Raw genomic sequence first — 12,966 nt, 5'->3', positions numbered from 1 at the left:
ACAGACTTTTTGTCAATTTACATCGTTTAATGAAATTACAAATGTTAATTTTATTTACTCCTTAAAAATTCTTATTTTTGACTCATGTAAATTTCTTCTCAATGAATTTTGAACATTTGTATATCCAAAATCCCGATTTCCAAAATCGTTATATTTCTCCTGAAAAATTATTTAATTACCTACAGACCAATCTCAGCGATTATATTCAGGAGATAGGACGATCCTATTTAGATCAACCTATTTACAAATTGAATGTAGGAACTGGGAAGATTAAAGTTTTAGCCTGGTCACAGATGCACGGTAATGAATCGAATGCAACTCATGCGATGCTGGATCTTTTGGTGACTTTGGATAAGCATCCAGAATTAAAGAATGATCTTCTAAGCTTAATCAATTTAGATTTCATTTTTATGTTAAATCCAGATGGCTCAGAAAAATGGACAAGATTGACTGCTGCAGATATTGATTTAAACAGAGATTTTCATAATGAAGCGAGTAAAGAAATCAAATACCTAAAGCAATTGGTTTCTGAAAAAAACTATGATTATGCGCTTAACCTTCACGAGCAGCGTACCATCTTTACAACAGACGGAATGCATCCTGCCACACTTTCCTTTTTAGCTCCTTCTGAAAACGAAGAAAGAACGATTACCGAGAACAGAAAAAAATGTATGGCGGTAATTGCTCAGATATATGAAAATTTAAAAGAATTAATTCCTGATCAGATTGGAAGATATTCTGATGAATTTTATCCCACTTCAACCGGCGATAATTTCATCAAAGCCGGAATGCCGACTATTTTATTTGAAGGTGGTCATTTTATTGATGATTACGCAAGAAAAGAAACGAGAAAATATTATACAATTGCTCTGTATTACGCCTTGAAGGCAATCAGTGAATTAAAATCTGACAGTACAGGCTGGGAAAAATATCTGGAAATCCCGGAAAATCAGGAAACACATTACGATATTGTGTACAGAAATGTAAAGTTAAATACCGATCATGAATGTATTCTCGATATTGCCGTTCAGTACAGAGAAATTTTAGAGGAAGGAAATGACGAAATCTCATTTATTCCTTTTGTAGTAGAAGTGGGAGATATTAAGAAAAGAAAAGGTTGGCTGGAAATTGATTGTGAGGTGAAAAAATTTGTGAGCGAAACAAAATATCCTAAATTGGATGCAGAAGTCAATTTTAAAATAGAAGAATAAAAAAAGCGGAACAATTGGTTCCGCTTTTCTTTTAAATTTTATCGAGTATTAGTTAACTACTTTAATTCCGTTCGCTACAAATCTGATTTCTTCTTTTGGCTTTGTGATAGCATCAATCTCAGACTGTGGTTTTTTAGCATCTTCAGCATAATGCTTTTGCTCATCAACAGAGGTAACCTTTTTTTCGGCACTTCCTTCCAAAACCACGTTTTTGCCTTCTAAAGCTGTCGGTACAAAAAATCCGTAGTCTTTCATTTTTACAAAAAACTGAGTATCATCTTCAGTCTGAATCGTTAACCAGCAACCTTTTTTGTCACAAACGTCAACTACTTTACCTTTAATAGCAACGTTCTCAACTTTTTTGCTGTCTTTGTTTAGTTTTTTAGACAATTTATCTACGCTTATTGCTTTAGATTCTTTTGTAGAAACCACTGAGCCGTAAGTATCACCCACGATTGCATTACCTGCCGGTGGACCAGATTTTTTCTGCTCCTGTGCAAATGTCAATGATGAAACAGTTACAGCGACTAAAAATAGGATGGATTTAAATTTCATTCTTTAATATTTTTCCAAAAGTAATAATAAAATTTGAATTGATAATGAATAATGGCTTGATAAAAAACACTTCATTTCAAATTTCAAAACAAATATGAAAAACAATTGCATATTTATCTATATTTGAAGGTAATATTTGGATATGCAAAAAAAACTAAAACTTTGGGACGCAACAATGCTCGTGATGGGCTCAATGATCGGAAGCGGGATCTTTATCGTAAGTGCCGACATGATGCGAAATCTCGGTTCAGGATATTGGATGATTGTAGTCTGGATTATCACAGGAATCATGACCGTAGCTGCAGCAATCAGCTATGGCGAACTCTCTGCGCTGTTTCCTAAAGCGGGCGGACAATACACGTATCTCACAGAAATTTTCGGTAAAAAAATGGGCTTCCTTTACGGTTGGGGATTATTTACCGTAATTCAGACCGGAACGATTGCTGCTGTTGCGATGGCATTTGGGAAATTCACAGCATATCTCGTTCCGTCGCTCAATGATGCTGCACCAATTTTTCAGAGTGGAGAATTTCAAATCACCTGGATTCAAATTTTAGCGATAGCCATTATTTTACTGCTCACATACATCAATACACGAGGTGTTGAAAGCGGAAAATTGCTTCAAAATGTATTTACAGGTTCAAAAATATTAGCGTTATTAGGTTTAATTGCGGCAGGCTTTATTTTCGTAGATTTTTCACATTTAGCAGAAAACTTCAGCCTCGGAACTGATGCTTTTAATAATATAGATAAAGATGCAAAAGGTAATTTCCTGAAAACTGGTTGGGAATCGATCGACGGAATGACTTTGATGGGCGGAATCGCTGCTGCAATGGTAGGTTCTGTATTCAGTTCTGTTGCCTGGGAAAGTGTGACATTCGTTTCCGGAGAAATAGAAAATCCAAAGAAAAATGTGGTTAAAGCTATGATCTTGGGAACTTCTGCCGTAATGCTTTTATACATTGCTGTAAATTATGTTTATTTAAATGCCATCGACAGAGATTCCATCGCATTTGCAGCCAATGACAGAGTGGCGGTTTCGGCATCGCAAAACATTTTCGGAAGCGCAGGTACGGTAATCATCGCCATCCTTGTAATGGTTTCCACTTTTGGATGCAATAACGGATTGATTTTAGCGGGTTCAAGGGTTTTCCAGACCATGGCAAAAGACGGTTTGTTTTTCAAATCTGCGATCAAGAATAACAAAAATGATGTCCCTTCAAATGCACTCTGGATGCAGGGAATCTGGGCTTCTGTTTTATGTCTGAGCGGACAGTACGGAAATCTTTTAGATATGATTTCATTCGTTATCGTTCTATTTTATATGATTACCGTTTTCGGAGTTATTTATTTAAGAATCAAACAGCCACATCTCGAAAGACCTTACAAAACCTGGCTTTATCCGGTAACTCCAATCATTTATCTGCTGATAGGAACTGTTTTTTGTGTTCTTCTTTTAATTTATAAACAACAATACACTTGGCCGGGATTTTTAATTGTTTTATTAGGACTTCCTGTTTATTATATGATTAACAGGAAGAGTACAGATCTATAAGTTTTTAGAAGCTTAATCCCGCTTTCACTACTCGCTTTTTCAGATTTTGTGCGGCGGCAAAGCCGCCGCACAAAATCTGAAAAGAGCTCAAACACGCCGTTCAATCGGGGCTAGAAATTCGATATAAATCAAAATATAGTCATTGCGAGGAGCGCAGCGACGAAGCAATCTTTAAATCATGTAAAAAAGCATTGTAAATAAAACATCATTTTTTCAACTAAACTATCTTAAGAATTAAAAACTTTGTGCTCATTTATAAGTGGAACGCCTTTGTATATCTTAAAGACAGTTAGTAGTCAAAAAATCTTTGTGAACTTTGCGACTAAATTAATTTTTAGCCATTAAGACAGACAACCAATTAAAGTTTCAGCAGATTATCATAAATTATTTCCCAAAAATGATTAATTTGGTATTTCATTTTAAATAATGACACCAAAAATACTAAATAGAGATTAAAATCTATGGATACACCAAATTACAGAATGCCTTTTGTGCCATCTACACTGATGTCTGAAGGAGCAAGCATAGACACCTGCGATATGGGTGAAAGTATTGCCCACAACATCATGTTGCTTATCACAACAAAAAAAGGCGAAAACAGATATGACGAAAATTACGGAAACGATGTTTGGAATCTGGAATTTGATAACGGAGTTACTTCAGCCGTATGGGAAAATGTTTTTGTTAAAAGTCTCAAAAGGCAGATCCTGGATTTTGAGCCCAGAATTGTTCAGCCGCAGGTCGATGCTCATGTCGAAGTAGTAGAGCATAGCTACGACACCAAAGAACACACGGAAATTAAGAAAAAAGTAAGAATAGCCATCAATGCAAAAATGGAGACTACAGGAGAGCGTTTCAGCTTTTCAACCGAACTTTTTCTCAGCCCGATGTCAATTGATTAATCACCTTCCTTATCACAAAAAATGAATTTAGACCAGAATATATATTCCAAAGAATCTGTAAAAGCAAGAATGCTGCAAAATGCAACCAAAATTTGGGGTCTTAAAAGTCCGCAGTCATTGGATCCTTTTGTTAAACTCTTAATTGATGCTTTCAGTACCGAAGTTTTTAAAGCTAATAATGAGATTCAGACCGTCAATGCGAGAATTTTAGAAAAACTGGCAAAGCTTTTAACACCATCTATTTATACACATCCGATTCCTGCACATGCAATTGCTTTCATTTCTCCTTTTGAATCTTCGGAGGTTTTAATGGAACACAGCGAGTTTTTCTTTAAAAAACAGATGAATTCAACGGTGAAAACTGAATCAGACAAACAACTGAATATTCCTTTTACTCCGGTCGGAAGCATAAGAACCAACAAAGCACAAACTGCCATCATGTTCGTGGGAAATACCTGCTACAGCATTGATGACCGTTTAAATAAAATTCCGATTTCAAGATTTCAGGGAAGACCCTCCGATTACAGAAAAGTGACCATAGGAATTGATGTCTCAAAATATACGAATGAAAAATTCCCAAGATCTCTTGGAATATTTTGTTCTAATCCGGCCTTTGAGCATTTGGATTTTGTCTACAAACTACTTCCTTACATTTCGGTTTCAAGTAATGGAAATCCTCTTTTTGTGAAAGAAGGTTTAACGTATCTAAAAAAAGAACAGGCGGAAGGATATGAGCAGTTATTTCATGAACAGTCGATTCAGACGAAAATTATTGAAGATATCAAAAGTATTTATCATCATAAATTTATCGAGGTAACCGGACTTTCCAGAGATTTATTTTCAGACGGTGGAAAACTTCCGCAGGATTTGGATTTTCTAAACGGAAAAGAAGAAATTGAAAAATACATCGACGGAAAATCTTTTCTTTGGTTAACTTTTGAGTTTCCGCCACAGTTTTCTGCTGAAATTTTAGATAATTTCACTTTTGTTCTCAATGCTTTTCCTATTTACAACCGTGGCTGGAAAAAGACGGAATACAGTTTAGACATCATGGGAAACAATATTCCGCTGATTACCGAAGAAGGCGAACATTTTCTTTACGTAGATGAAGTTCAGGACGGAGACGGCAGAAAATATACAGAAATTCCTTTTACACCTTCAGATGATTTAAAGAAAGGACTCTATACCGTAAGAAAAGGCGGAATGGAACGCTTTAACAACAGAAATGCTGTTGATATGATTTCCAATGTGCTTGAACTGACCAGAGACGAGATTGCAGCTTTTTCACTGCTAAACCGTGATAATGTAAAAGGAATGCTGAGCGAAATGTCTGACAAGATGAAATCGATGGTGCAGAAAGTTAATAATGCTAAAAGGAATATTAAGCAGGAACTGAATTACGTCATCATGGAACCTGTGGAAAAAACCGATCATACTTATGCTTCTTTCTGGATCACACACTGTACATTTGCCAATCATATGCGTCCCGGAACTGAACTTTTAAATCAACTGAAGTCTCAGTCTTTGGTGCTTTTAACGGAAACCATCGGTGGAGCTGAAGAACAGAAAGGTTCAGACAGCATTCAGGCATACAAATATGCGCTGACGACCAGGGATAAAATAATTTCTTTGGAAGACGTAAAAAATTACTGCCGAATGGTACTGAAAGACGAGCTGAAAGATGTCCGTGTAAAAAGAGGAACCATTATCAGCAACAAACCGAAAGAAGGTTTTGTGCGCACCGTTGAAGTAGAAATTATTCCCCAAAATTATTCTTTCTACGGAAGGGTTTATTGGGAAAACATGGCAAACATTCTCCGCAACCAAATTATTTCTAAAGCAATTGACGGAATTGAATATTTAGTCATAATAAATAATGAAGACGTAGATTTTTTTGAAAATTGATTTAAATTAATCTCAAGAAAAAATTCCGAAAAACTTTATATATGACTAAAGCTTTTCGGAATTTTAAATTAAATAATCTGATCCATTAAAATCACTTCTCTGCTTTCCAGTAAAGGAACAATCTGCTCTACAACCAAACTCTGGTAATGTTCTGAGTTTTTATGAAATTCTATCGACGATTCGTTTTCATAACCTTCAAATAAAATCAACGTATTCTGATCGGTCTTGCTCTGATGAATTTTATAAAATAAATTTCCTTTTTCTTCAGAACTTTTTTGGGCGGCTTCTTTCAAAATTCCCAATACAGCATCTAGTTTTCCTTCTTTTACCTGCCATTTGGCATATACGTACACTGCTTGTTTACTCATTTTTTAATTTTAAAGTTAAATTATGAATTTTTAGATTCTAAAACAGAAACTATTTTTTCACCAACACCTTTTGCAGAAGCAGGATTTTGTCCGGTTACAAGATTTCCGTCTGCAATACTGTTTGCAGACCAGGCTTTAGCAGCATGAAAAATTGCACCTTGATCGGTCAATGCAGTCTGCAAATCAAACGGTACATCAAGTTTTGCATAGTTATCTTCTTCTTCTGTGGTGAAAGAAGTAATGTTTTTACCGTTTACCAGATAAGTTCCGTCACTTAATTGTACATTTAAAAGGGAAACCTGAACCGTGACAAACAGCTCCTACTACACCATTTCTTTCATACACTTCAGCGATTACTTTTTTTAATTCTGTATTTTCAGGCATATCAACCATTGGAGCCAAACCTCCGGGGATGAATACTGCATCATAATTGTTGACATCAATTTCTGAAAGTTGAGTCGCTTTGTGCATATCTTCCCAACCTTTACCGGTTAAGAATTTTAAATTTTCAGGATCATTGGCTAAATTTAATGCATCTAAAAACGGTGATTCACCTGTCAAACTTGCAAAGTCGATTTGATAACCTGCTTTTTCGAATTCTGCGTAAGGATGTGCGACTTCTGGCAAGAAAGTACCGGTTCTTTTGTTATTGGGTCCTATTGCGTTTGCGTTCGATACAATGATTAATACTTTTGCTTTCATATTTAAAATTTTAATTGATTTTATTTTGTTTAAATTTCTATAGCAAATGTATGGCGGTTGCAATGCGGAAGAGAAGGAGGGAAGTCACAAAAAAAGTGTGATCGAAATCACACTCATCTTTAAATATTTAAATCATTTACGATTGTCTTTATCATAATTGAAAACACTTTGTATTTCTTTATTAAGTTAACGCCTTTGTATAACTTAAAAACGGTCAAAATCTCTAATTCTTTGTTTGACTTTGCGTTAAATAAAGAATTATGAAAAATTACACATATATAATAATTTAAATAAACTATTTGGTATTCGAATAAAGTCTGCTCAATGTTTCTCTGCTCACGCCAAGATATTCCGCAACATATTTTTTAGGAATCTGAAGGATGAAATCAGGATACTGTTTTGAAAATTCTTCGTATCGCTGTTGTGGTGTACTTGATAACAAAATTCTTATTCTTTCCTGTAGAGCGACATATCCGTTGGTGAGTTTTACTCTGAAAAAATGTTCCATTTTGTGAAATTCTGAGGACAATTTTTCTCTGCCTACCAAAGTGAGACAAAGAACTTCTCCATCTGTAAGGCATTCTACAAACATTGTTGAATTCTTTTCTTTAAAAAAGCCTGGGTAGTCGCTCATCCACCAATTTTTTTTTGCAAACTGTACAATATGTTCTTTTCCGTTTTCATCAAGATAAAATACTTTATAAATTCCTTCCAAAACCAAAAACTCAAATTCTACTTTGTCGCCTTCATGAAGCAGAAATTGGTTTTTACGGACGTTTTTCAATGTGAAAAATGTTTTTATATAATCAAATTCCTCATCACTGACGGGAGTTATTTCTTCGATATGCTTTCGTAATCTGTTCATGAATATGAATTAATGCACTGTAAATTTAAATAAATTTGATGAAGATAAAATGGGATGTTGTAATTGGATTTCTATTTAAAATTTTGAAGATAGTTATGTCATTATGGTAGAAATCAAGACTATTTTTAACTAAAGAAATTCCATAAAATTCCGTAATTTTGCAAATCGTGATTTTCATGTAAGATCACCCTAAATTATGAACGAACCCAAAGAATATATAGAAGTTTACGGAGCCAGAGAACACAATCTTAAAAACATTGATGTCAAAATTCCGCGTAACGAACTGGTCGTAATTACCGGGCTTTCCGGAAGCGGAAAATCTTCATTGGCTTTTGATACGATTTTTGCCGAAGGTCAACGCCGTTACATCGAAACATTTTCAGCTTATGCACGTCAGTTTTTAGGAGGTCTGGAACGTCCGGATGTGGATAAAATTGAAGGATTGTCTCCCGTAATTGCAATCGAACAGAAAACGACCAACAAAAATCCACGTTCTACGGTTGGAACCGTAACCGAGCTTTATGACTATCTCCGTCTATTGTTTGCAAGAGTTTCTGATGCGTATTCACTGTCATCAGGAAAGAAATTGGTGAGCTATACGGAAGATCAGATTCTTGATACCATCAAAGAAAATTACAAAGGCGAAAAGCTGATGTTAATGGCACCGGTTGTCCGTTCAAGAAAAGGTCATTATCACGAATTATTCGTACAGATGGCTAAAAAAGGATACGGACAGGCAAGAATTGATGGCGAATTGCAGGATATTGAATATGATTTAAAACTCGATCGTTACAAAACCCACGATATCGACATCGTGATAGACCGTTGGATCATTGGTGAATCTGCCTCTGAAACCAGAATGGAAAAATCACTGAGAACCGCAATGGAAATGGGTGAAGGGGTAATCGGAATTCAAAAGCTGGGAAGTACAGAAATCGAATATTTTTCAAAAAATTTAATGGATGCTGAAACAGGACATTCATTAGCTTTACCGGAACCGAATACATTTTCTTTCAACTCTCCGAAAGGGAGCTGCCCAAGCTGTAAAGGATTAGGAACAATCAAGAAAATCAACACTGATTATTTTGTTGAAAATCCTAAATTGTCGATCAACCAGGGAGGTCTGTTGCCTTTGGAAGATATTAAATCGAATAAATGGATTCTAGCACAGATTAAAAGTATTCTGGAAATTTTCGGTTTAGGCATGACGACTCCGTTTAAAGATATTCCGGCAGAAGCGTTGGATTATATGTACAACGGTTGTCACAAAGAATTTAATAAAGACCTGAAATATGCAGGAATTACCAAGAAAATAAAGATCAGTTTCGATGGTTTGATTCCTTTCATGGAAGAAATCATTGATGAGAAAGAATCGTATGAAGGTGTTTTGCTGGAAAGACATTTCACGACCGAAGAAACCTGTCCGGATTGTAAAGGAACACGTCTTCAGCCGGGAAGTTTAAGCTTTAAAATCGACGGAAAAAATATTGCTGAAATCAATGGTCTGAGTTTATCAGATTTAAAAGATTGGCTGAGAGATGTAAAAGATAAATTTTCGCCGAAAAATGCGATTATTGCTCATGAAATTTTAAAGGAAATAGAAACCAGACTTCAGTTTTTACTGGATGTCGGTTTAGAATATTTAAGTCTGAGCAGAAGTTCGAAAACCCTTTCAGGAGGAGAGTCTCAGAGAATTCGTCTGGCAACGCAGATTGGTTCACAATTGGTCAACGTTCTTTATATTCTGGATGAACCGAGTATTGGTTTGCACCAGAGAGACAATGAAAGACTGATCAAATCACTAAAAAATCTTCGTGATATCGGAAACTCTGTTTTGGTTGTAGAACACGACAAAGACATGATCATGGAAGCCGATGAGGTTCTGGATATTGGTCCGAGAGCAGGAAAATTAGGTGGAGAAATTCTTTGGCAGGGAAAACCTGCAGATTTACTGAAAGCAGACACTATTACTGCAGATTACATCAACGGAAAAAGAAAAATTGCCATTCCGGAAGTACGAAGAGAAGGAAATGGTAAAAGTATCGTACTGAAAGGTGCTACGGGAAACAATCTTAAAAATGTAACCCTTGATATTCCGTTAGGAAAACTGGTAGTTGTCACAGGAATTTCTGGAAGCGGAAAATCTTCTTTAATCAATGGAACTTTGTATCCAATCCTGAACAAGCATTTTTACAGAGCCGTTCAGGAACCTTTGCCTTACAAGAAAATAGAAGGTCTTGATCATATTGATAAAATCGTAGATGTTGACCAGACTCCGATCGGAAGAACGCCACGTTCGAATCCTGCAACCTACAGCGGAATGTTTACCGATATCAGGAATTTATTTTCAGAACTGCCGGAATCTAAAATCCGTGGCTACAAACCGGGAAGATTTTCTTTCAACGTAAAAGGTGGAAGATGCGAAACTTGCCAAGGAGGCGGTTTAAAGGTTATCGAAATGAACTTTTTACCCGATGTTTACGTGCATTGTGAAACCTGCAACGGGAAACGTTTCAACAGAGAAACTTTAGAAGTTCGTTACAAGGGAAAATCAATTTCCGATGTATTGGAAATGACGATTGATGAAGCGGTAGATTTCTTCCAGCCGATTCCTAAAATTTTTGCAAGAGTGAAAACTTTACAGGATGTTGGTTTAGGATATATCACCATGGGACAGCAGTCGACTACACTTTCCGGAGGCGAAGCGCAGCGTATCAAACTGGCAACAGAACTGGCAAAAAGACAAACCGGAAATACTTTATATATTCTTGACGAACCCACAACCGGACTTCATTTTGAAGACGTAAAAATTCTGATGGATGCCATTAATAAATTGGTGGAATTAGGAAATTCATTCATTATCATCGAACACAATATGGACGTCATCAAGTTAGCAGATCACATCATTGATGTTGGTCCTGAAGGTGGAAAATATGGTGGAGAGATTATTGCCAAAGGAACTCCAGAAGAGATTATTAAGTCGAAGAAGAGTTTGACAGGGAAGTATTTGAAGAAGGAGATGTGATTAATAATCTAAATTTAAAAACATATTTGTCATTCCGTAGGAATCTAAACAATATAAAAAGGCTAGACTGACAAAGTTTAGCCTTTTTTATACACAAATAGTAAACCCCAATGTTAACAATTCAGTTATTTTAAAATTTAATTGTTTGAATAACAATAATTTATATTTCAATGTTAACTCAATGTTAACTCAATATGAAGTTTGTATTAATATTTTGCATATCTTTGATATAGAAATTATAACAAGTTTAATATCTAATTTAAAATCAAAGACATATGAAAAATAAAATCCAAATATTTGTTGCTTCACTATTCGCATTAGGATTAACAGCAATCATGGGAAATGTAAAAGCTCAGACAACTTCAAACAATACGATTGAGGAAGTTCAGATCAATAAAAATGATGCATTCAATGAGATCAGAAGCTTGTTGATGGATCAGTTTGATTTTACAAATTCAGACTACAAAGAAGGAATTGTAAAGTCAGAGGTGAAATTTGATGTTTCCGAAAACGGGAAAATCGTGAATGTACGTTCAAAAGGTGATTGTAAAAATGTGAGTAAAGAAATTGAAAATGTTTTAAGTCATCTTCAGTATAAGATAGATACAGGAAGGCTAAATGAAAATATGATTGCATCTTCTTACGTAATGCCGGTAACTGTTGATATTACGCACAGATAATGAGCAATAATTGATAAAACAAACGATATCCAATTTCTTTAAACTGCTTGAAAAAGCAGTTTTTTTATTTACTATTATTGTATACATTTGATTTTAAATTTTACAGATCGTGAATCCTATTCTTGATGTGGTCATCCGTTCTATCTGCGTTTATCTTTTTATGGTAGCTGCAATTCGTTTATTTGGGAAAAACCAGCTCTCACAGCTGAACGCGGGAGATGTTGTTTTATTACTTTTAATTTCCAATGCAGTCAAAATGCAATGGTGGGTGAGAATACTTCACTTGAGGGCGGATTGATTGCGGCTTTGGTACTTTTTACAGCCAATTTTACAATGAAAAGATTCATGTTTTCCAACAAATCTTTTGCAAGTTTTATGGAAGCTGATCCTGTAGTTTTGATTAAAGACGGTATTGCAGATCACACGGCTTTGAGAAAAGTGAAGATTAGTTTTGATGAACTCAATGAAGCCATCAGAGAACACGGCGTGGAAAATATTAAAAATGTAAAACTTTCAATTTTGGAAGTCGACGGAAATATCAGTGTTATATCTGAAGATGAAAAGGATAAACAAACACATTACTCCAGAATTAAAGGAAAAAATAAAAGAAAATATCATTAAAAATGAATTACGAAATAAGAGAAATGCTTCCTGAAGATGAAACTCGGGTGATGGAAATTTTTCAGCAGGGAATAGAAAGCGGAATTGCAACTTTCGATACCGAGCTTCCCAATGTTGAGGTTTGGAATACAAGCTTCATCAACGATTGCCGATGGGTTTTGGAAAACGAAAGCAGCGAATTGATAGGGTGGTGTGCTTTAAAGCCTGTAAGCAAAAGAGAATGTTTCAAAGGAGTTGCTGAGGTAAGCATTTATTTTGATCAAAATTATGTTGGCAAAGGTTTAGGGACACTTTTGTTGAAAAAGCTGATTGCTGACAGCGAAAACCATGGATTTTGGACTCTCCAATCAAATATTTTTCCTGAAAATGAAGCTTCAATAAAATTTCATTTAAAAAATGGTTTCCGAACCGTAGGAGTTAGAGAAAAAGTGGGTAAACTTCATGGTGAATGGAAGGATCTCGTAATGCTTGAAAGAAGAAGTGAAGTGATAGTTTGATGAATATTGGTTGTCTATTAAGTTATTCGCTTTATTTTTTTATACTAAAACTCTTTTATCTTTCAATTCAAACTTGGCAT

At 35.3% G+C, this 12,966-nt stretch carries 12 protein-coding genes and 1 pseudogene; 8 read left to right on the top strand and 5 right to left on the bottom strand.

The window, feature by feature from the left end; all coding sequences use genetic code 11:
- Positions 1-101: 101 nt before the first annotated feature.
- Positions 102-1,211, top strand: coding sequence for a M14 family zinc carboxypeptidase (locus ACZZZA_RS13970; protein WP_463432736.1), 1,110 nt, complete (start codon positions 102-104; stop codon positions 1,209-1,211).
- A gap of 48 nt (positions 1,212-1,259) precedes the next feature.
- On the opposite strand, the gene ACZZZA_RS13965 is transcribed toward ACZZZA_RS13970, so the two are convergent.
- Positions 1,260-1,766 (bottom strand): DUF4920 domain-containing protein, encoded by a 507-nt coding sequence (locus ACZZZA_RS13965; RefSeq protein WP_463432734.1) that lies wholly within the window; start codon positions 1,764-1,766, stop codon positions 1,260-1,262.
- Between the two features lie 142 nt (positions 1,767-1,908).
- Here ACZZZA_RS13965 and ACZZZA_RS13960 point away from each other — a divergent pair, with 142 nt between their 5' ends.
- The 3 genes from ACZZZA_RS13960 to ACZZZA_RS13950 all read left to right on the top strand — a co-directional run bounded on the left by ACZZZA_RS13960 (position 1,909) and on the right by ACZZZA_RS13950 (position 6,128).
- Positions 1,909-3,321: an APC family permease gene (locus tag ACZZZA_RS13960; protein WP_463432733.1), complete on the top strand. Its 1,413-nt coding sequence runs from the start codon at positions 1,909-1,911 to the stop codon at positions 3,319-3,321.
- 461 nt (positions 3,322-3,782) lie between these two features.
- On the top strand, positions 3,783-4,223 hold the full coding sequence (locus ACZZZA_RS13955; protein ID WP_463432731.1) for a GPW/gp25 family protein: 441 nt from the start codon (positions 3,783-3,785) through the stop codon (positions 4,221-4,223).
- Between the two features lie 21 nt (positions 4,224-4,244).
- A complete protein-coding gene (locus ACZZZA_RS13950) occupies positions 4,245-6,128 on the top strand; it encodes a type VI secretion system baseplate subunit TssF (protein ID WP_463432729.1) in 1,884 nt (627 codons plus the stop codon).
- Between the two features lie 68 nt (positions 6,129-6,196).
- Here ACZZZA_RS13950 and ACZZZA_RS13945 read toward each other — a convergent pair whose 3' ends face one another.
- The 4 genes from ACZZZA_RS13945 to ACZZZA_RS13930 all read right to left on the bottom strand — a co-directional run bounded on the left by ACZZZA_RS13945 (position 6,197) and on the right by ACZZZA_RS13930 (position 8,063).
- A complete protein-coding gene (locus ACZZZA_RS13945; RefSeq protein ID WP_463432727.1) occupies positions 6,197-6,496 on the bottom strand; it encodes a putative quinol monooxygenase in 300 nt (99 codons plus the stop codon).
- A gap of 20 nt (positions 6,497-6,516) precedes the next feature.
- On the bottom strand, positions 6,517-6,678 hold the full coding sequence (locus tag ACZZZA_RS13940) for a hypothetical protein (protein WP_463432725.1): 162 nt from the start codon (positions 6,676-6,678) through the stop codon (positions 6,517-6,519).
- 88 nt (positions 6,679-6,766) lie between these two features.
- Positions 6,767-7,198, bottom strand: a complete 432-nt coding sequence (locus tag ACZZZA_RS13935; protein WP_463432723.1) for a DJ-1/PfpI family protein — start codon at positions 7,196-7,198, stop codon at positions 6,767-6,769.
- Positions 7,199-7,493: 295 nt separating this feature from the next.
- Positions 7,494-8,063: a Crp/Fnr family transcriptional regulator gene (locus ACZZZA_RS13930; RefSeq protein WP_463432721.1), complete on the bottom strand. Its 570-nt coding sequence runs from the start codon at positions 8,061-8,063 to the stop codon at positions 7,494-7,496.
- A gap of 196 nt (positions 8,064-8,259) precedes the next feature.
- Between ACZZZA_RS13930 and uvrA the strand changes: the two genes are divergently transcribed.
- The 4 genes and pseudogenes from uvrA (at position 8,260) to ACZZZA_RS13910 (ending at position 12,886) form a co-directional block, all read left to right on the top strand.
- Complete coding sequence (uvrA, locus tag ACZZZA_RS13925) at positions 8,260-11,088, top strand: excinuclease ABC subunit UvrA (protein WP_463432719.1); 2,829 nt, start codon at positions 8,260-8,262, stop codon at positions 11,086-11,088.
- Positions 11,089-11,363: 275 nt separating this feature from the next.
- Entirely contained in the window at positions 11,364-11,768 is a 405-nt protein-coding gene (locus ACZZZA_RS13920) for a hypothetical protein (RefSeq protein WP_463432717.1), read from the top strand.
- Positions 11,769-11,877: 109 nt separating this feature from the next.
- Positions 11,878-12,389, top strand: a pseudogene (locus tag ACZZZA_RS13915) (DUF421 domain-containing protein).
- Between the two features lie 2 nt (positions 12,390-12,391).
- On the top strand, positions 12,392-12,886 hold the full coding sequence (locus ACZZZA_RS13910) for an N-acetyltransferase family protein (RefSeq protein WP_463432715.1): 495 nt from the start codon (positions 12,392-12,394) through the stop codon (positions 12,884-12,886).
- The last annotated feature ends 80 nt before the right edge of the window (positions 12,887-12,966 follow it).

Source organism: Chryseobacterium sp. AC405b (genome assembly GCF_979258685.1).
The sequence above is the reverse complement of the archived record's forward strand: the minus strand, read 5'-3'. Positions and strand labels throughout refer to the sequence as shown.

Coding starts and splice junctions, on each gene's coding strand:
- ACZZZA_RS13935 (WP_463432723.1), bottom strand. CDS start 7,198: ATGAAAGCAAAAGTATTAATCATTGTATCGAACGCAAACGCAATAGGA.
- ACZZZA_RS13955 (WP_463432731.1), top strand. CDS start 3,783: ATGGATACACCAAATTACAGAATGCCTTTTGTGCCATCTACACTGATG.
- uvrA (WP_463432719.1), top strand. CDS start 8,260: ATGAACGAACCCAAAGAATATATAGAAGTTTACGGAGCCAGAGAACAC.
- ACZZZA_RS13920 (WP_463432717.1), top strand. CDS start 11,364: ATGAAAAATAAAATCCAAATATTTGTTGCTTCACTATTCGCATTAGGA.
- ACZZZA_RS13960 (WP_463432733.1), top strand. CDS start 1,909: ATGCAAAAAAAACTAAAACTTTGGGACGCAACAATGCTCGTGATGGGC.
- ACZZZA_RS13930 (WP_463432721.1), bottom strand. CDS start 8,063: ATGAACAGATTACGAAAGCATATCGAAGAAATAACTCCCGTCAGTGAT.
- ACZZZA_RS13970 (WP_463432736.1), top strand. CDS start 102: ATGAATTTTGAACATTTGTATATCCAAAATCCCGATTTCCAAAATCGT.
- ACZZZA_RS13945 (WP_463432727.1), bottom strand. CDS start 6,496: ATGAGTAAACAAGCAGTGTACGTATATGCCAAATGGCAGGTAAAAGAA.
- ACZZZA_RS13910 (WP_463432715.1), top strand. CDS start 12,392: ATGAATTACGAAATAAGAGAAATGCTTCCTGAAGATGAAACTCGGGTG.
- ACZZZA_RS13965 (WP_463432734.1), bottom strand. CDS start 1,766: ATGAAATTTAAATCCATCCTATTTTTAGTCGCTGTAACTGTTTCATCA.
- ACZZZA_RS13950 (WP_463432729.1), top strand. CDS start 4,245: ATGAATTTAGACCAGAATATATATTCCAAAGAATCTGTAAAAGCAAGA.